22 protein-coding genes and 1 riboswitch are annotated in these 18,291 nt (G+C 51.8%); of the genes, 3 read left to right on the top strand and 19 right to left on the bottom strand.

Annotated features, from left to right (window positions below; genetic code table 11):
- Positions 1-175: 175 nt before the first annotated feature.
- Positions 176-285: riboswitch (TPP riboswitch) on the top strand.
- Positions 273-1,253, top strand: coding sequence for a hypothetical protein (locus ACEW81_RS10890; RefSeq protein WP_373533011.1), 981 nt, complete (start codon positions 273-275; stop codon positions 1,251-1,253). It overlaps the preceding riboswitch by 13 nt.
- Here ACEW81_RS10890 and ACEW81_RS10885 read toward each other — a convergent pair.
- From ACEW81_RS10885 to ACEW81_RS10805, 17 genes are all read right to left on the bottom strand, one after another.
- A complete protein-coding gene (locus tag ACEW81_RS10885) occupies positions 1,250-2,704 on the bottom strand; it encodes a sodium:solute symporter family protein (protein ID WP_373533010.1) in 1,455 nt (484 codons plus the stop codon). The genes ACEW81_RS10890 and ACEW81_RS10885 overlap by 4 nt on opposite strands.
- A 24-nt stretch (positions 2,705-2,728) precedes the next feature.
- Entirely contained in the window at positions 2,729-3,418 is a 690-nt protein-coding gene (locus ACEW81_RS10880) for a P-loop NTPase family protein (RefSeq protein ID WP_373533009.1), read from the bottom strand.
- 35 nt (positions 3,419-3,453) lie between these two features.
- Positions 3,454-3,822 (bottom strand): hypothetical protein, encoded by a 369-nt coding sequence (locus ACEW81_RS10875; protein WP_373533008.1) that lies wholly within the window; start codon positions 3,820-3,822, stop codon positions 3,454-3,456.
- A 126-nt stretch (positions 3,823-3,948) separates the two neighbouring features.
- A complete protein-coding gene (locus ACEW81_RS10870; protein WP_373533007.1) occupies positions 3,949-4,923 on the bottom strand; it encodes an RluA family pseudouridine synthase in 975 nt (324 codons plus the stop codon).
- The gene (gene lspA, locus ACEW81_RS10865) at positions 4,901-5,410 is read right to left on the bottom strand and encodes a signal peptidase II (RefSeq protein ID WP_373533006.1); all 510 of its coding nucleotides are present in this window, start codon (positions 5,408-5,410) and stop codon (positions 4,901-4,903) included. Before lspA ends, ACEW81_RS10870 begins: the two co-directional genes overlap by 23 nt.
- A gap of 3 nt (positions 5,411-5,413) precedes the next feature.
- Positions 5,414-6,400 (bottom strand): YybH family protein, encoded by a 987-nt coding sequence (locus ACEW81_RS10860; protein ID WP_373533005.1) that lies wholly within the window; start codon positions 6,398-6,400, stop codon positions 5,414-5,416.
- Positions 6,401-6,553: 153 nt separating this feature from the next.
- Entirely contained in the window at positions 6,554-7,507 is a 954-nt protein-coding gene (gene flgL, locus ACEW81_RS10855; RefSeq protein ID WP_373533004.1) for a flagellar hook-associated protein FlgL, read from the bottom strand.
- A 59-nt stretch (positions 7,508-7,566) separates the two neighbouring features.
- Positions 7,567-9,120 (bottom strand): flagellar hook-associated protein FlgK, encoded by a 1,554-nt coding sequence (gene flgK / locus ACEW81_RS10850; protein ID WP_373533003.1) that lies wholly within the window; start codon positions 9,118-9,120, stop codon positions 7,567-7,569.
- Between the two features lie 112 nt (positions 9,121-9,232).
- Positions 9,233-9,772, bottom strand: a complete 540-nt coding sequence (locus ACEW81_RS10845; protein WP_373533002.1) for a flagellar protein FlgN — start codon at positions 9,770-9,772, stop codon at positions 9,233-9,235.
- A gap of 13 nt (positions 9,773-9,785) precedes the next feature.
- On the bottom strand, positions 9,786-10,088 hold the full coding sequence (locus ACEW81_RS10840) for a hypothetical protein (RefSeq protein WP_373533001.1): 303 nt from the start codon (positions 10,086-10,088) through the stop codon (positions 9,786-9,788).
- Positions 10,088-10,498 carry a rod-binding protein gene (locus tag ACEW81_RS10835; RefSeq protein ID WP_373533000.1) on the bottom strand — a complete coding sequence of 137 codons (411 nt, stop codon included), beginning with the start codon at positions 10,496-10,498 and terminating at the stop codon, positions 10,088-10,090. The genes ACEW81_RS10840 and ACEW81_RS10835 overlap by 1 nt, the downstream gene beginning before the upstream one ends.
- 20 nt (positions 10,499-10,518) lie before the next feature.
- Positions 10,519-11,652: a flagellar basal body P-ring protein FlgI gene (locus tag ACEW81_RS10830; RefSeq protein ID WP_373532999.1), complete on the bottom strand. Its 1,134-nt coding sequence runs from the start codon at positions 11,650-11,652 to the stop codon at positions 10,519-10,521.
- A 15-nt stretch (positions 11,653-11,667) separates the two neighbouring features.
- Entirely contained in the window at positions 11,668-12,369 is a 702-nt protein-coding gene (locus tag ACEW81_RS10825; protein WP_373532998.1) for a flagellar basal body L-ring protein FlgH, read from the bottom strand.
- A 65-nt stretch (positions 12,370-12,434) separates the two neighbouring features.
- Positions 12,435-13,196: a flagellar basal body P-ring formation chaperone FlgA gene (gene flgA, locus ACEW81_RS10820; RefSeq protein ID WP_373532997.1), complete on the bottom strand. Its 762-nt coding sequence runs from the start codon at positions 13,194-13,196 to the stop codon at positions 12,435-12,437.
- A gap of 23 nt (positions 13,197-13,219) precedes the next feature.
- The gene (gene flgG / locus ACEW81_RS10815) at positions 13,220-14,011 is read right to left on the bottom strand and encodes a flagellar basal-body rod protein FlgG (RefSeq protein WP_373532996.1); all 792 of its coding nucleotides are present in this window, start codon (positions 14,009-14,011) and stop codon (positions 13,220-13,222) included.
- Between the two features lie 77 nt (positions 14,012-14,088).
- Entirely contained in the window at positions 14,089-14,862 is a 774-nt protein-coding gene (locus ACEW81_RS10810) for a flagellar hook-basal body protein (RefSeq protein WP_373532995.1), read from the bottom strand.
- A gap of 3 nt (positions 14,863-14,865) precedes the next feature.
- Entirely contained in the window at positions 14,866-15,426 is a 561-nt protein-coding gene (locus tag ACEW81_RS10805) for a lytic transglycosylase domain-containing protein (RefSeq protein ID WP_373532994.1), read from the bottom strand.
- Positions 15,427-15,819: 393 nt separating this feature from the next.
- On the opposite strand from ACEW81_RS10805, the gene ACEW81_RS10800 reads away from it, so the two are divergent.
- Together ACEW81_RS10800 and ACEW81_RS10795 are read left to right on the top strand one after the other, a co-directional pair.
- Positions 15,820-16,299 carry a hypothetical protein gene (locus ACEW81_RS10800; protein ID WP_373532993.1) on the top strand — a complete coding sequence of 160 codons (480 nt, stop codon included), beginning with the start codon at positions 15,820-15,822 and terminating at the stop codon, positions 16,297-16,299.
- A gap of 11 nt (positions 16,300-16,310) precedes the next feature.
- Positions 16,311-17,195, top strand: coding sequence for a dimethylarginine dimethylaminohydrolase family protein (locus ACEW81_RS10795; RefSeq protein ID WP_373532992.1), 885 nt, complete (start codon positions 16,311-16,313; stop codon positions 17,193-17,195).
- 15 nt (positions 17,196-17,210) lie between these two features.
- Here the strand turns inward: ACEW81_RS10795 and ACEW81_RS10790 are convergent, their stop codons facing one another.
- Both ACEW81_RS10790 and queF read right to left on the bottom strand, forming a co-directional pair.
- Positions 17,211-17,867: a hypothetical protein gene (locus ACEW81_RS10790; RefSeq protein ID WP_373532991.1), complete on the bottom strand. Its 657-nt coding sequence runs from the start codon at positions 17,865-17,867 to the stop codon at positions 17,211-17,213.
- On the bottom strand, positions 17,864-18,235 hold the full coding sequence (gene queF / locus ACEW81_RS10785; RefSeq protein WP_373533021.1) for a preQ(1) synthase: 372 nt from the start codon (positions 18,233-18,235) through the stop codon (positions 17,864-17,866). The genes ACEW81_RS10790 and queF overlap by 4 nt, the downstream gene beginning before the upstream one ends.
- Between the last annotated feature and the right edge of the window lie 56 nt (positions 18,236-18,291).

The following is an 18,291-nucleotide window of genomic DNA, read 5'->3' as shown; positions in this document are numbered from 1 at the left end:
GAAGCTTAAAGATGCGGTGACTCATTGAGCCAAACGTATTGGCGATTAGGGTTAATCATACTCCAAACGGGTTGGAATCAAAAATAGGAGATGCCCTACGGTGCCTGAAAACCCCAAAAATCCAAAATTTTCAGGTTGCGGGTTGAGATTGTAGTAGGGTTGTAGTAAGTTGATACCATATGTACCGGGGTGCTGGCGTTAAGCTGGCTGAGAGCACCGTTATTCGGTGAAACCCTTGAACCTGCTCTGGATAATGCCAGCGAAGGAAATTGATGTCATCACTTGCGCCGTCACCTGTTTCTACTTTCCCTAATGCCAACCCCAGCACCGAGCTTTCCCCCGCTCAAGCCCGCTTTGTTTACTGGCTGAACGGCTTGGCTCCGGTTGCCACCAATATTGTGACCCCCTTTGTGGTGTTTTTAACCATGATGTTGGGCAAGAACAAGACCAAACCAGTGTTCACTAAATACAATCAGCAGGTGAACGAGGTGGTCCGCCAGTTTGTGAGTGGCACCATTGGCCTAATCAGCTACTTTGGGGGCGGAGAGCTGACCAAAAGCGCATTGAACCGGGTATTTGACGAGCATAATCAACCCATGAGCGAAGCCAGCAAGCAGGTGGCCATGATTGTGGGCGGGGTGGCCATGAGCTTTATCGGCTTTGCCTTTGTGCGGCCCTATATTAGTACCGATTTAATCTGCAAGTTCCTCAAGCAGGAAAAAGGGCTGGAGCAGGAAGTGGCCCAGGATAAAGTTCGCCAAATCCTGACCGCCGCTTGCCCTAACCCCATTAACCTTCAAAAAGGGCTAACCCTGCTGGATGACATCTTAAAAAAGCAGGCCGCCAAGGAGGCGGGCGCCAAGTCGGAACATACCGTGATTCGCTGGTTGCAGGCCAAAATCGATCAGCACTTGCTGCCTAAAGGTCAGCCGGATCTTAAAAAAACGGCCATTGCCTCAACCGCTGCCCTTTCCGCTTATTTGGCATTGCTGACGGCTGGATTGTGGGGGGTGAATCGTGCATTGGGTAAAACCCCTGCGCCGCCCAGCGCTGGTTTTAGTCTTAAAAACGGGGTGGCCTTGACGCCCAACGGGCTACCAAACAACCTGTCCCGTCCTTTCTCTTCGCCGCTTCAACCGCTGGAAGCCGCTGCGCCATTATACTTTGCCCGTGAAGCGTATCCCATGCCCTTGAACCGGATACCCCCGAATGCCAATGCGGTTTATCGAAGCGCAGGCCGGAACCGGGTTTAGCCGGGTTCTGCCAGAGGGTTTGGCACAGGATCAGCCTCTTGTACGGGGGTGGCTTTTGCATGGGGCCATAAAAAATAGCCCAAGCCAAAACCCAGACCGCTCAGGCCAATGCCAATGAGCGTGGAATAGGGCCAGCCGGGAATGCCCAGCCAATTGGGCAGAATGCCGTTTTGAACCAGAGCGCTAAACACAACGGCGGTGATGCCAAAGCTCATGGCCAGCACCCCGCTCCATTTGCCGGGATTTTTCAGGTAAAGCATACCCACCACTGGAAAAAACATGCCGCAGGCGTAAATATCGGCGGAAATCCACAAAATGCGGATGAGATCCTGAAAATACAGGGCCATGGCCATGGCTGGAATGACCATGAGGGCGGTGGCAATCCGGCTGACCTGAATCAGTTCCCGGTTGGAGGCCTGAGGCCGGATAAAGCCCTGATAGATGTCTCGGGTGAGAGTGAGGCTGCCTACGTTCAGCGATGAATCCATGGTGGAGCTGACCGCCGATACAAAGCCAAGCAGCACCAGCGCGCTTAAAAACGGCGTGGGCAGTCGCAAGGCCAAATCAATCAGCACGGTATCGCTTTTGGGAATGATTTGGGTGCTCAGCAGCCCAATAACCGCAATGATGGAAAACAGGGCCAGCATAATGCAAAATGCTTGCCAGCCCGCTTTAAAGGCCTGTTCCGGGCTGCGGGTGGAAGACATGCGTTGCCACATTTCCGGGGCAATGCACCAGGCCAGCACAAAGGTAATTACCAAAAAAATATGTTCCTGCCAGCCGTGGGAAAAATCCCAGAAGTGGGCGGATTGATGGCTGAGAAAATGATTCCAGGCGGCCACATCGGGAATGGCGGTGCTGGCGGTAAATATCAGCAAAATTAAAAAGCCCAGCCAAATAAAGCCCATTTGGGCGATATCGGTAATCACCACGGTAAAATAGCCGCCCCACATGGCGTAACTGACCACCGCCAGGGTGCTGAGTACGGTTGCCCATGTTAAATCCAGCCCAAATACGTTTTGAAACAACTTGCCTGCCGCCACCATCTGGGAGCCAATCAGGGTGGTGGTGGCGGCCAGAATGATCAGGGCCAGTAGCAGGCGCCCCGGTTTTCCGTAGTGGGCGGCCACCGCTTCTGGCTGAGACAAATAGGGCTGTCGGGAAACGGGCTTTGCCATAAACAGGGTGATCACCACAAAGGAGAGTATAGAGGGCAACACCAGCTGCCATGCCCCGCTTAAGCCTTGATCGTGGAAAGCGTTGATGGAACCCATGGTGGAGGAAGCCCCAAACCAGGAGGCTGCTAGGGTTAAGGCCACCGGAAAGGCCCCAAATTGTCGATTCGCCAGAAAAAAATCCTTGAGGGTTTCCACTTTTCTGGAAAAAAAGCGGGCAATCAGCAGGATCAGTACAAAATAGCCAATGAGAAAAAGAGGGGAGAGGTTCATCATGAATATAAAACGGCGGCGGCCCGTTTATTGTGGATTGGGGCTTAGGGGGATATTCAGGCGCAGCAGACAGTTGCCAAAGGCATTCGCAAACTGGCGAAATAACTCGTCCGAGGTTTGATAACGGGGCAATTTGCCGATGAGCTGGATGCGCTGCTCGCTTAAAGCGCTTTCCAGAGTGGCTGGCAAGGGTTCGTTATCGTATCGGTTTAAAATTAAAGCGGGGGTGCGTACAAATTCTCTGCCATTGGTTAAATGCCAATCGGAAAAGTCATCCGGGGTCACAATGTCCAGCAATTGCAGGGTTTCTTCAGGCAACAAGGTGTGTAGTACGGAATGATGACCATCCAGAATGACATAATCATAATTTTCAATCAGGCGGGTCAGGCCGTATTTTAAGGGGGTTAGCGCGCTGGCATCCAGTTGTTCCGGCAAATTGCCCACTGTAATTAATTCCTGCTCATCGCCTACGGTAATGGCTAAATCATGAAAAACCCAATCCACGGCTTCTCGAGGGGTGGCGGTTTCCGTGTGTTGTGAAATCAGCCTGCCTAGTGTTAATTCGGGCAGTTGAGGGGCCAGGGTGTGGGTTAATTTTTGATCGCTAGAGGCATCAATATACAAAATGGAGGCCGGTGACAGCTCTTCTCCCAGTGTGATCACAACATTGGTTTTTCCGGCGCCCAGCTTGCCGGTCACTTCGATAATGGCCTTCATAAATCTGATGTAAACCTGTCTGTCTCAATCAATACTTATTTGGGTGTTTGGCCTTTAATGGCCGCACTAAGCGCTTTTTCAAGCGTTTCAACCTTGCTTTCCAGCACTTTAACCTTGCTTTCGGCCTCTTCTCTGGAAACGTCCTTACGCTCCAAATCCCGATTCACTTTTTTATACTGGGTACCCAGTTCCAGAGTGCGTTCTCGTGCTTTTAGCAACAAAGCCCCTCCCACCAGCGCACCGGCCAGGGCCATGAGTGCCCCTAGCGACAAGTCAATTAGGGTTCCGCCTAAAAACTGCACGTTGGTTTGGGTAAGGTCTAAATTTTGTACAACCAGCGCGGCGGCGCTACCCAGTAGGAGTATCGCCACTAAATTTAGAAGCAGTTTTTGGAGTTTAAGCATCTCGCACCGCCTTTGCAGTTGGGGCCAGTCAAAAAATGGTTGCTCCCGATATTTTGCCTGAAAGCATTTTGACTTTCAATTCAATTCTGAAGCCTGCTTTATAGTTTTTGGGGCATGGCTGGCCAGTTAGCCGCTGGCATTGACTTTATCGCTTAGTAGTTGCCAAATGCGACTAATTTCAGGATCTTGCGGAATTTCAAAGGTCACTTGTTCCCCTTTGGGGTGCTGAAAGCTTAATCGAAAGGCCTGAAGCATCTGCCCCTGGGTTTTTAGCTTGGCTACTTTCTCAATACCGCTGCCATACAGCGGATCGCCAAACAGCGGATGCCCAATATGGCTGAGATGCACCCGGATTTGATGGGTTCGCCCGGTTTCCAGACTCAGTTCCAGCAAGGCGAATTTATCGGCCAATCGTTCCTGAACCCGCCAGTGGGTCACCGCGTTTCTGCCATCGGGCAGAATTGCCATTTTGTCTCGTTGCTTGGGGTTTCGGCCAATGGGGGCGTCCACGGTGCCGCAATTTTCCGGGAAAACGCCTTGGGCGATGGCCCGATAGTCCCGACGAGCGGTTTTGTCCTTGAGTTGCGCCGATAGGTGAAAATGGGCGGCGTCTGTTTTGGCCACCATTAAAAGCCCGGAGGTATCCCGATCCAGTCGATGCACAATGCCGGGGCGGATTTGACCGTTAATGCCCGATAAACTACTGCCACAATGGGCCAGCAGGGCATTCACCAGGGTTCCTTCCCGCTCCCGGCCGGTGGGGTGGGTGAGCATGCCGCTGGGTTTATTCACCACCAGCAGGCAGTCATCCTCAAAAATCACATCCAGCGGAATGTATTCCGGGGCCAGCGCAATGGGTTGAGCCTCGGGTACGCTTACCACAATCACATCCCCTTCTTTCAGGCGCAAAGAAGCTTTGCTGACTGCTTTTTCGTTCACCTGCACCCGACCATCCTTAATCAGGGTTTGCAAACGTTCCCGAGAAATGGCGTAGTCTTCCAGTTCGGCTGCCAAGCGTTTGTCCAGGCGTTCGCCCTGATCCTCTTCAGAAATCAGCAGGCGATACTGGGTGGTGTTCTCAGGCGTTGGAAGGTGGCTCATGGGTTTCTATTGGTTGGGTTGCTGGGACTGGGGTGGGGTTTTTCACCAAAATGGTAATCATTAACACTACGCCCATAAAAATAAAGCTGTCCGCCACATTAAACACCGGGTAGTGAATGGCCACCCAGTCAAAATAATCAGTCACCCGCCCTGTGGTCAGTCGATCGATCAGATTGCCCAGCGCCCCGCCCAAAATCAGGGCCATGGCCAGTCGCTCTCCTTTGGCAAAGTGGGTGCGAAGCAGGGCGTAAATAAGCAGCACCCCAAACAAAAGGGAGGTAAACACACTGAGCAGCTGGGGCTGGTTTTTAAACAGGCTAAAAGCGGCCCCGGTATTAAAGGCCAGCGTCAGTTGAAAAAATCCGGGAATAATGGGAACAGAACCACTGGACGGCAGATACGCTTTGGCCAGCCACTTGCTGCCCTGATCCAGCAGGGTAAAACTCAGCATCCAGGCCAATAGCATCCAGCGGGAAGGGTGTTTCATGCTTTATTCCGGCTGGTTGTCCGGCTCCAGATCCACGGGGCCATTGCCATTTTCTTCCGATTCCAAATCCGCCTGATTGGGTGCCACTTTAATTTTGCCATCGGCGCTGCTGTGGGTTACTTTTTGGGCTGGATTTTCTTCGGTGTAATTACTTTTGGGAATGACATTGACCCGTTTAACCACGGTCAGAATGCCCTTCAGGTTAATGGTGGGTCGTTCCTGATCATCTTGTCCAATTTCCGTAAAGCCTACGGTGGCAGTCACCACTTCGTTATTGCTGGTGTTGTTGGCTTTGAAAATGCGCTCCAAATCCGTATTTTCGGTGGACAGGGTGCGGAACTTGTCTTTGCTGCTGTGCTGTGGATAGGTTAAGGGTTCCTGACTGAGGGTGGCAAAGGCGATGTTACCAGCGGGAACATCCACGCTTACTTTGGCGGTGTAAGAGTCTCCGGCAAAAACTTGCTCGGGTGTCTCCACGTCAATCTCTACGGCGTCAAAAGGGCCATAGGTAATGGTGGCTTTTTCAAACAGGGTGGCATCACTGATAATTTCCCAGGTTTTACCGGTGCGATGCAGGTACAGCATCCCTCTGGAACGGCTTTTCATGGTGCCGGGTTTGGTGCTGACCACCGGATCGACCTTGGCGGTTGCGGTGGCCGTATCCAGACTTTCCACGGTGGCCCATTTGCCGTTAATGCGAATTTCCATAATCTGGCTGTTGTAGCGAATGTCCGGGAACATTTGCCAGGTGTCCTTAATCAGGCCACGGATATCGGACAGACTGAGGCTGTCGCCACTGGAAAAATTAGGGGAATAATGCTTTAAAACGCCTTCCAGATCATGACGATTGGATGCGGCCATCAAGTCACGCAGGGCTTCCTGAACCGCATTGACATCCTGAATGCCAGCCTTGCTGGTTTCCAGATGCATGGTTGATGGCGCCGTTGCTTTGGCGGAGAAAGCATTGGAAGGGGTAAGGCCAATACTCATTAAAGCCACTATCAGGGAGAGGGGAAGGACGATTTTGCGCATGATTCACTCAGTCTGGTTATAACGAACGTGTCACTATTGTAACCGATTCAAAAAGGGCACATCTTTAAAAAAGGCGGCTCAACCTTGTGCAACGTGCCTGTCAGTCTGTCATTAACGTAAGAAACTGAGCAGGCTGGTTTGCATCAGTCGGGCGGTTACATTCAAAGAAGATTCGAAAACGTTTTGTTGCTGGTTAATATTGGCAATGACTTCTGGCATATCGATATCCTGAATGCTGGCAAACTGCTGGGTTAAAATAGATTTTCGCTCGTCGATGCGATCCTGGGTGACCGATAGCCGGTTGGATACCGCTCCGATAATGGCCTGCTTGCTGAGAATGGTGTTCATATCTGTAGTTAGGGTATCCAGTCGGGAGCGTATATCGGTCAACTGGGTGGGGCTGGCGGAGTCTTCCAGATTGAGTTTGAGTTGTACCAGCGTTTGAAAAATACCGGACCCCGTTACCGAAACCGGTGGCCCTGCATTAACCGTACTTTCTCCCATCATTTCTTCGCCGTTTACGTTAACGGTGAGTTGAACCCCACGGGCAATTTCCACGTTGCGCTGCCACGATTCGGTGGGCGGGTTTCCTCCGTAGCTAACATCATCTCCGGTGCGGCTGAAGGGAGGCGCATCGGTTTTATAGCCGCCAAAAATATATTTGCCGCCAATGTCCGTATTGCCGATTTGCACCAGTTGATTAATGATTTGATCGATTTCCAGGGCAATGGCATTCCGGCCATCCTGGTTGTTGGTAAAGTTGGCGGCCTGGGTGGTTAATTCCTGCGCTCTTTGCACCAGTTCCACCATGCTGTTAATGGCGTTGTCGGCGGTGTTGGCCTCGGCTACGGCATCCTGAATGTTACTGCCATAGCGCTCATCGGTTTTTAAGGTATTAGAAAGCGCTAAAATCTGGGTCATGCCCACCGGATCATCAGAAGGGCTATTGATTTTTTGCCCCGATGACAGGGTTTGCTGGAGCGAGGACAGCATGGACATGTTGGTGTTCAGGTAGCTTAACGCCTGATTTTGCATATAGCTGGTGGTAACTCGGCTGATACTCATAAAAATGGCCTCCCAATCTTTCCCGGTTCGCTTTAATTTTGGTGTTGTACGGCGTGACTTTATCCGGCCATATTAATAATGGTTTGGGTCACTTGATCCAGAATGCTGATGGTTTTGGAGGTGGCTTCCAGCATGCGTTGATACCGCAACAAATCAATGGTTTCCTCATCAATGTTGACCCCTGAAATGGATTGACGCTGCTGATCCACCGACAAGGTCAGGTTTCTCTGGTTTTGGCTGCCATTCTGGGCGCTTTGGGAATCAATCCCCAGTTTGGCGATGGTGCTGTTTAAGTAATCAACCAGTCCGGTTCCCAGTGAGGCAAAGGTCTGGTTTTTCAATTGGGCCATGGCCAAAGCGTTTCGTCCGTCACCGACGCCCGCAAACCCGCCTGCCACGGTGGCATCATCAATGGCTGCCGCAATCAGTCGGGGGTCGCTTAAAATGGCCGGGTTTACCTTCCAGTGGAACAAGTCCAACCCTTGGCCGGGGTTCAGCGTCGCATCGTTCAGAAACATGGCGTCTGTAGAAAGATTGCCGTCCTGATCCCGGCCTGCGGGCAGAGGAGGCGCTACTTGCCCGACCTGTAAAATATTTAATTGCTCTACAATGGTGCCCAGCAAATTATCCAGCTTGCCCATTACGTTGCGAATACTACTCAGGTTGGGGTCGTTGCCCCCCATCTCGATAATGCCCTTGAGTTTGCCCCGGCTAATTTCGTCGCCAGCGCCATCATTTAACACCACCGCCCCGTTCACCGTACTCACCAACGCGGGTACATCATCCGGGGTGGGGGCCACGCCCGTGTTTTCAAGCGCTTGCAGGCTATCAAACTGATCCACGCCTTTAATCATGGTTTGTCCGGCAATGGTCAGATCGATTTGTCCGTTATCAAAATAGGTGACATCAATATCAACCAGCTTGGATAAATCGTCCAGCAGCTTGTCCCGCTGATCGTATAAGTCATTGGGTTCCGCCCCGGAAGCCTTGGTGCTGACAATGCTTTTATTGATAGCGGCGATACTGGCCAGTTTCTGGTTGATATCATCCACGGTGAGCGATAACTGGCTGGTTTCAAAGCTGCTGGGAGATAGCGGGCTTCCTACCAGGTTTTGCCGTAAATCGGAGAGTTGAAGCCCTTGTTGCTGGAACACGTCTACCATATCCAGCGCCTGCTGAATAAAAGTGGAACGCACCGCTGTATTTTGGGGGTTCACGCTTAGCGCCTGAGCGGATTCAAAAAAGCTTTGCAAGGCATCGTTCACGCCGCTGGTGGAGGGTTCATTCAAAATACCTTCCAGCTGTCTGAGGGCGTCTCGCATGGTTTCGTCCATGCCCAGCGCCCCGCTGGAAAGCCTGAATTGAGCGTCTAAAAACTGATCCCGGCTGCGGGTGACTTGCTGCAAAATGGGCCCTTGTCCAATTTGTCCGGCGGTAAGTTGAGAGGGGGTGGGGGTGACGTATGCGTTGAAAGCCATCAGATCAACCCGCTGACGACTATAGCCATCAGTGTTTGCGTTGGAAATGTTGTGGTTAATGGTGCTCAGCGCATTTTGGGCGGCAATTAAGCCACGGTGCGCGTTATACATACCGAAAAATCCGGGTGTAATCATGATGGAACCTCTCTCAAAGGTGATGGTTTTTCTCTGGGTTTATATCCGTGATGAACTTGAAAAACTGGATGAACTTGAAAATGGGCGTTGAAATAAGGGCTTGTGTACCGAGTTAGGCCGAACGAATCACCGTGGATTGTCCTGTGGCCTGATCGTGCGTTGGGCCTTGTTTTAATTTTTTGCCGCCCTGAGCGGTATAACTGGCGCCTTCCGGGTTGAGGGCGGTGGCAATCACTTCTACGGTATCCTGCACCCATTTTAAGGACAGATTTAATAAATCCCGGTTTTCCTGATTGAGCCGTTGCACGTCCATGGCGGTTCGGTGCAGGCGATCTCGGGTGGTGGTAAAACGGGGCACAAATTGGGCGGGCATGGTTGGAATCAGCGATTTTAAGGTGTGCTGTTCCCAGCCCATCTGGCGGGTTAATACTTCTCGCTCTCGGGCGATTTCACCCACTTTTTTGCTGAGGGTCATCAGTTCCCGGTCAATGGGCACTAAACCTTGTGGCTGACCGGATACCAGCACATGGCGCTTTAAATTCAACTGCTCTTTGGCGGCTTCCAGTTGCCGGGTTTCGTGTTCCAGCAATTGAAGCAGCCGGGTGAGCTGCTCGGGATTGTTTGACTGGGGTGAGGATGAATGCTGTGTCATCGGAGTGGCTCCTTTAAACCCGGTAATCGGCCAGCAGGCTTTCGCCAAACTGGTAGGCTTTGCGAATGTCTTGCTCGGTCACGTCCACAAATCCGGCTTTGGTGGCGATGTTCTGGATTTCATTCACCCGGCGTTGCCACTGGGGCGATACAGCGGGTAAAACGCTATCCACGGGCAATTCGGGTTTGGCAATTTCAATAACTGGAGCCGTTTGGGCCGCTGGTTTCTGGGTTTCGGTTTTGCCTGCCCGTCGGGCTTCCCAAGCTTGTTGGGCTTTTAAAACTTGCAAAGATTGTGCGCCGGATGGAATTTGCATTAGGGGGTCACCTCACCGTTTGTCCCTTGAACCGACTGGGGCTGGCCGTCTTTTTTACTGGCCTCTTTCGACATTTGGCGATAAATACTTTCCGCCAACCCAAAGCCGCTGCCACCTTGGCGGCTGGTCATGGATTTTGAGATTTCCTCGTTCAGCATGCTTCTAAAGTACTCTTCGCTGCTGCCGCCGTTTAAAAAGCTGTCTTTGCGGTCCACGGTTTTGTCCATGGCGTCCAGCATTTGTTGGACAAAAATGGCTTCAAATTCCTGAGCGGCTTTTTTCAGCTTTTTTTGATCCTGATTGTCAGGGTTCAAATACTGGCGTTGCAGGTTTTGCAATTTGGTGGCTTGAGACTGGCCCTGCCATTGGGTGCCGCCGCCTGCTTGTAAATTGAAGTCCATGGAACTCATTGGATGGTTTCCTTTAGGATTTAAATGATTTCAAGGGTCGCTTCCAAACTGCCCGCCGCTTTAAGGGCTTGCAGCACTGAAATCAAGTCACTGGGGGTAACGCCCAAGGCGTTCAGGGCGGCCACTAAATCTTGCAAAGTGGCGTTGGCGCCCAGCTTAACCAGGCTGCCCGCTGCTTTATCGATGGATATTTTGCTGTTGGACACGCCCACGGTTTGCCCGCCCTGGGTAAAGCTGCCGGGTTGAGAAACGGTGTTGGCGGTTTCCACGCTTACCGTAATTCCGCCGTGGGCCACTGCCGCTGGCAATAGCTTTACGTTGCTGCCAATCACAATGGTGCCGGTTCGTTCGTTAATTACCACTTTGGCTACTTCTTCGGTGGCGTTTACCGTCACGTTTTCCACTTTGGATAAAAAAGCCACCCGGTTATCAATAAACTGATCCGGGAACAGCACCCGTACGGTGCTACCGTCAATGGCTCTCGCCGGGGCTACATTTTTGGTGATGGATTCCGCCACCCGGCTGGCCAGGGTGAAATCGGTGCGTCCCAGCACCAAGTCCATCCCGTATTCATCGCCGATTTGGGTGTGGATTTCACGTTCCATAATGGCCCCGTTGGGAATGCGGGCCGAGGTGGTAATGGCGGTTCGTTTGGAAGATCCACTGGCATCCACCGAGGTGCCACCCGTGGAAAGTGGGCCTTGGGCCAGTGCCACCACTTCGCCGTTGGGCGCTCTTAATTCTGAATTCACCAGTACCCCGCCTTCCAGACTGGAGGCGTCCGCCATAGAGGACACCATTACATCCAGCGGGTCGCCTTCTTTGGCAAAGGGAGGCACAATGGCGGTAATAATTACGGCAGCGGTATTGGTGGAGCGAATGTCGTTGTCGTTATTCAAACGGCCATTAAAATTGTTAATCAGGTTGGCGGTGGAAGTTTGGGTGGAGCGGCTTTTGTCGCCGGTTTTACTCAGGCCCACCACTAAGCCGTAACCCACCAGTTGGTTATTTCTAACCCCTTTTACATGGGCAATGTCCTTAATCCGCAAGGTGGCGGCATGCGCTGGCAAGCCCGGTAAAACAGATGCCAGCAACCCGGTTACAATCAGCCCCAGGGCAATGGTTTTTTTACTTTTGGCGTTGAATCCACACATAGCCATTACCCCTTGTTAGTTAAAGAACTGATAAATTTTATTGGCCACACCGTCGTTTTGCTGACGGCTCAGAATGCCCTTGCCGCCTTGAATCATCTGAAAGCCAGCCACCATATTGGAGCTGATCTGGTTGTTGCGATCCAGATAATAGGGCTTGATAATGCCGGTGACCATTAAATCGGTGCGTTCCTTGCTGCCCTGAATGGTTTTTTGCCCTTGCACCATTAAATCTCCGTTGGGCATGACCTGAACCACCTGGCAGGTAATGTTGTCTATCATACCCGTGGTGCGGTTGATTTCGGCTCGGCTGTTCATCTCGTTGGAGTTGTCCAGGCCATTAAAATTGGGAGCTTGCAAGGCGTTGTTAATGCGGCTGGTGTTAAATGGCAATTTCCCCAGAAAAAAGCCCACCATACTGTTGAACAGGCCGCTGCCGTTCTGGTTGATGACTTGCCCTTTGGTCATTCTAATGTCGCTACGAATCAGATTTTGAGTGGTTTCGTTAATCTGGATGGTGATTAAATCACCCACGGCACGGGCAATGGGAGGGGTAAACAGGGAACGGGACTGAATGGGTTCCTGCGCGTTAAAAGTGCTGCTGGCTCGAAACAGGGATTCCGCCGAAGCAGGGGCGAACTGGCTCAAAAAAGCCACCGTTAAAAGGCCCGCTAAAATGGGCTGTAGGCTTTGACGGGTGGGTGTTTCGCTTTTTGTCATCGTTCTCGTTCTCCCTGAATAATCCCTGAATGTTTCGGTGGTATGGCTGAGGTGTGGCTGGCGCTCTACATTTCCACCAGTACGCTGTTGCGATCAATGATTTTAGCGCTGTAGTACTTCCGCTGAAAAATGGCTTGCCGTACCCGAATGGTGTCCCCAATTTTCCCTTCGGCCAACGCAATGCCCGGAACGGTCAGGGTCATGCTATCGCCGTTGGAAATGAGAATGCGAACCGAACTGTTGTAGGTCACATCCGGTGGAATGATCATTTTGCGGGCGTCCAGCAATTCACCGGGGCGCAGGTTTACGCGGGCGATATACTGGCTAATATTGGTTTCTCCGCCCACGGCGTTGTTGTAGCAGTGGCTAATGTCTTTTAGTTGCGAGCTTAAATCAGAAGCGCGCAGGGGTTGTTTGGCGTTAATGGCGTTTTTAACCACCCATACCGGCTTTTTGACTGAAATCTGGATCGGAACGCCAATTTCCCGGTGATGATCCTGTTTATCCTGCATGGCCACCTGAACAATGCCCCGTTCGGTGTAGCTTTCGCCCAGCCGAGAGGTCACCGTGATGGTGATGTCTTTGTCCGTTGCGGCCTGAGGAAAATGGAAGGGACCACCAGGCACCTGGGTAATGGAAACGCTCACGTTTGCCTGATCGGACTTGGAAACCATGGTGCCCAGTTTTTGCTGAACGTGGGCCACTACTTTTTCTTTAATCTGATCTTCGGTGACCGTGGCCGCCCCACTCACGCTTTGACTGCCCATCACCACTAATACAGTGGCGATCAGCGTCAGCTTGGTTTTTAGGGTGGTTGGGCGGTTCATGGGGGTGTCCTTAAAAATTCAATTTAAACGGTATTATTGGCGGTTTGCAGCAGTTCATCGGCGGCTTTAATAACCTTGGAGTTGGCTTCAAAGGCCCGCTGAGCACTAATCAGGTTAATCAGTTCTTCCACAATCTGTACGTTGGAACCTTCCAAAAAGCCTTGGGTAATCATGGTTTTGGAAAAATCACCCTGACCCGCCGTGCCTTGCACCGCTGCGCCTGATGCGGGTGTTTCCTGAAACAGGTTACGGCCTACGCTTTCTAAACCCGCCGGGTTGGAAAAACGAACCAACTGCAATTGACCCACCTGGTTTAAGGTAATGGAACCCGCTTGCCGAACCGAAATGGTGCCGTTCAGGCCAATAACGATTTCGGTGGCATCGTTGGGTAAGGTAATGTTGGGCTGTACCGGGTAACCATCAGAGGTCACCAGTGTCCCGTTGGCATCCCGCTTGAAGTTACCATCCCTTGTGTAACCCAGGTTGCCACCATCGGTTTGTACCTGAAAGAAGCCATCGCCCTGAACGGCTAAATCCAGTGGGTTGCCGGTTTGCTGGATAGAACCGGGCAAGAAGATTTTTTGAGTGGCGGTAACCTGAACACCCAAACCAACCTGAATCCCTACCGGATCGGTGGTTCCCTGATCGCCAATGGCTCCGGCGGCGGAGTAAGTTTGGCTTAGTAAATCCGAAAATTCTGCCCGGGCTTTTTTATAGCCGGTGGTGTTTACGTTGGCCACGTTGTTGGCGATTACATCGATATTGAACTGTTGGCTGGTGGAGCCGGTAGCGGCGGTATAAAGGGCTCTGAGCATTGTGGCCTCCGATTTCGGTCGGTTTCAAAGGGAATGGGAACTTAAAAATGGATCACGGACTGACTGATTGAACGGGATTAGCGAGGCCGACCCACGTCGTTCACGGCTTTGCCCAGGGTGTCGTTATGAATATGAATATTTTTTTGCAGGGCTTCGTAAAGTCTTAGGCCCTGAATGTTGTTGACCAGTTCTGATACCGGGTTGATGTTGGATGCTTCCAGCATGCCCGCATTGATTTTGTAGCCTCGGGGCGTATCTGCCTGAGGTGCTGGCAAAAGTTTGCTGCCCGGTGTGGCCTGATACAGGTTGTCACTGACTTTTTCCAGAGAATGGTTATTCTCAAAACGGGCCACTTTAATTTGGTCAATCACGCCGTTGCGCCCGCTAATATCGCCTTGGGCGTTAATGCTGAAAGGGCCTCCATCCAGAAGCACCTGAATTTTTCCCAGCGATCCTTCTACATAAGCACCGTGCAGGGTGGTCAAAAATCCTTCTTCATCAATGGTGAAGTTTCCGGCCCGTGTGTAATAGGGGGTGCCGGTTTTGGATCTCACTGTAAAAAATCCGTCACCTTCTAGGGCCAGGTCAAAGGTGTTGCCGGTTTGCTGCATAGCGCCCGCATTGAAATCAATGTAGCTTTCAAAAATCTGGCTGCCGGTCATCAGGCTGCCAACGGGTTCTTGTCCTTCTTTGCTTACGCGGCTAATCATCATTTCCGGGAAAGTCTGGTAGTTAACCTTGTTGCCTTTAAAGCCAATGGTACTAACGTTAGACAGGTTGCTGGCCATGGTGTCGACGGCGGTTTGAGTTGCCATCATTCCGGCTGCGGCAGTGTATAACCCTCTTAACATGGCTTAGCTCCCTTCGGCGTTTTGATACGCCTGGTAGGATTGCATTACTTTTTTAACGTACTGGGTGGTTTCCTGATAAGGCGGAATGCCCTGATACTTGTCCACTGCGCCGGGGCCAGCGTTGTAAGCGGCCACCGCTTTGGGAACGGATTGATATTTGGTGAGCAGTCCTTTTAAATATTTGGCGCCGCCCGCAATGTTTTGGGCCGGATCAAAGCTGTCCTTAACCCCCAGACCAGCGGCGGTTCCGGGCATGAGTTGCATCAGGCCTTGCGCGCCCACCGGGGAAAGCGCTTTGGGGTTAAAATTGGATTCATTTTTCATAATGGCTTTCAGCAAGTCGGCATCGACGCCCTGGGCTTGTGCTTGTTCTTGAATAAGTCCGGCCAGTTGTGGGGGAACGGGGGCTGCGCCATTGGTGCCCATGGCTTGATTCAATGCTGTTTCAAAGCTTTTTTCCACAGCGCCATTGTCACCGGGCGCCGGTTTCGGGGCCAGACTGGTAAAGCGGTTTTCAATGTCCGCAATGCGTTGTAAGGTCGATTGGAGGCTTTCCAGACTCACGGTCGCTTTACCTATCTCTTTTACTCTTTCGTACTATCCCGTTTGGATTTTCACCACTGGAGAAATGCTTTGTCTTTAATCCGGCTGATGAACCCGGTTAAAATCCTTCGACTTGGAACCAGTGCCTTTTAAGGACTTCTCGCTCAGAATATCCTTTTACGGCGGGGCTTTCATCCACTGTCTGAAGGAACCAGACTACCGAATTCATCCCTTTCCTGTATTTTTCCTCGTAGGGCTCCCATTAAAACTTGATCCTTTGGCCGGTATTTAATGCATGTGCAGGTCAACCTCATGGATGATTGGCTCTCCATCGGGCGGGTGTGGTCAGCGCCATGCATTTCGGATACAGTAGTAGAGACGTTGGTTACGCTGAGTGGAAGGAGATGGACCCGAATGAGCGGTTTGACAGAACAGGCCGGATTGGCTCGTACCGTAGAATTGAAGGGCCATGTCATCGATTCCCTCACCCTTTCCAAGGTGATTGACCGAGTGCAGCAGTTGGGTGGGGATTATCGGCTGAACGATATTCATGTGGGCAGCCTGAAAAAGGATATTTCCGCCATTAACCTGACCTTACTGGCGGCGGATGCCAACACCATGAACGCTTTGATGGAAGCGGTGGCCCCTTATGGCGCTGTGGCAGAATCTACTGATGCGGAAACCATTGCCTGTGAGCAGGCAGGCGCTTTGCCGGAAGAGGCCTACCGGGTTCGATTGCCCCAAAAAATCAGATGGAATGGGCAAACCCTTTCGGTGGGTCAGGGTGGGGATTGGGCATTGGCCATCAAAAATGGACAAGCCCACATGATCAGCGCCGCTCAGGTTTTGCCGGGTGATTTGCTGGTTCGTGGCACTCACGGACTGGATTGGTAGAGGCGTATCGTATGAGTTTACCAGTCAATCCCCTTGCCGAGAGCTTATCATTCAACCCCTTGCCGGTGGGCCATACGCCTTTTTCGGATCGGGGAAAGCCCACTATTTTAATGTGTCCGCCCACTTACTTTACGGTGGCTTATGCCATTAACCCGTGGATGCAGGAAGCCCCCCCTTGCGATGAGGTGCTGGCCAAACGCCAGTGGGATGCCTTGTATCAAGCCATTACCGAAAAGGCAGGCGCCCATGTGGAGCTGCTGACCCCGGAGCCGGGTGTCCCCGATTTGGTGTTTACGGCCAACGCCGCCTTTGTGCATAATCAAACCGCTGTGATTGCCCACTACAAGCACCCGGAGCGCCGACCGGAAGAGCCTATTTGCGCCCAGTGGTTTGAGCAAAAAGGCTTTAAAGTGGTTCAAATGCCCGATCACATTTTTTTTGAAGGGGCGGGAGACGCTCTGATTTGGCAAGATCGGGTATTTGCCGGGTATAAAACCCGCACCGATATTGCGTCTCACAGTTTGCTAACCGCTGCCACCGATTTGCCGGTGTTGTCCATGGAGCTGATTAACGATCGTTATTACCATATCGACGTTTGTCTCTGCCCTTTGCAGGATGGGCACTTGATTTACTCCCCGGATGCCTTTGATGAGTATGGCCGAGCGGTGATTGAGGCCAACGTACCCGCCAGCAAGCTGATTCCGGTTAGCCCGGAAGAGGCGGCCCGCTTTGCCTGTAACGCGGTGAATATTGGGGATACCGTCATTTTTAACCAGGGATCTTCCCGATTGACCGATGATTTGAAGGCCCGTGGTTTTCAGGTACTTTCTGTTGATTTAAGCGAGTTTCTGAAGGCCGGCGGCTCTTCCAAATGCCTAACCTTACGCATTGGCTAGGGCTTACAAGCTTCTTTAGATAAACCGGTTGCTGTAGGTATCCAGTGGATTCCCATCGTGAACGGGTGGGGGTTCAATGGCGGGGCTGTCATTGGGCTGAATCAGGCGTTCGTCGGCCTCATCCTGATGGTCAAAATGGTCAAAACCCCCGTCGCCTGATTCTGCGCTGGTTTTGCTACCGCCTTTTTTGGGAATGGTAATCACCAGCTCTGTTTGATCGCCGTTTTGTTCAGTCATGCGATGCACTTGATCTGGTAACACTTCCTGATGGGTGCTAAATGCCTGCATAAAGCTGGAAGAAAAACTCTGCCCATCCGTTTTCGTGCCCGTTTGCCCGGAAACTTCGATGCGATGGGGGGTCACATTTAGCTTGACGGAACTGGAATCCTCGGCCGCCGCCAGCGGAATGCGAAGCACATACTTGCTGGAGGTTTCCTCCACCGTAATATCGGTGGTGGGCATGGGGAAGCCGAAGAAAGATTGATCCACGCCCGGTAGCTTCAGGGATTCCTGAGGTTCCGGTAGCATTTCATTGGCACTTGCCTGCCCGAGCAGATTGTTTAAATGCTGCCGGGCGGCTGCCTCCTGGGGTTTTTCCTGAAAACTGGCGTAGAGCAGGATAGCAAGCATCCCGGCCAAAATGCTGAACAGAATCAACCCACGACTTTTCATGGCTGAAATTCAAAACCCTCTTTGCGGTAGGTGGCTACAATGGTGCTGGAAATGGCGCCACGGGCGCTGAATTCACCGGTAACTTCCATAAAGCGGGGATTACAAGTGGCAATCAGGTCATCCAGAATTTGATTGGTTACCGCTTCATAATAAATGCCCCGGTTCCGGTAGCTGAGAAAGTAGTATTTCAGCGATTTTAATTCAATACATTTCTGATCGGCCACATAATCAATGCTAATGGTGCCAAAGTCCGGCAGGCCGGTTTTAGGACAAACGGAGGTAAACTCGGCCACCTCAATGGAATTCATGTAGTTTCTGGCGGGGTTGGGGTTGTCAAATACGTCAATTACAGGAGATTCGCTGTACATTTTTTGTTTTTCAAGTTCAGTTAAACTGCCGGTGGCGGTCATGGCGCTGGTATCCA

This window comes from Vampirovibrio sp. (assembly GCF_041737375.1).
GTDB lineage: Bacteria > Cyanobacteriota > Vampirovibrionia > Vampirovibrionales > Vampirovibrionaceae > Vampirovibrio.
This window is presented reverse-complemented; position numbering and strand designations above follow the sequence as displayed.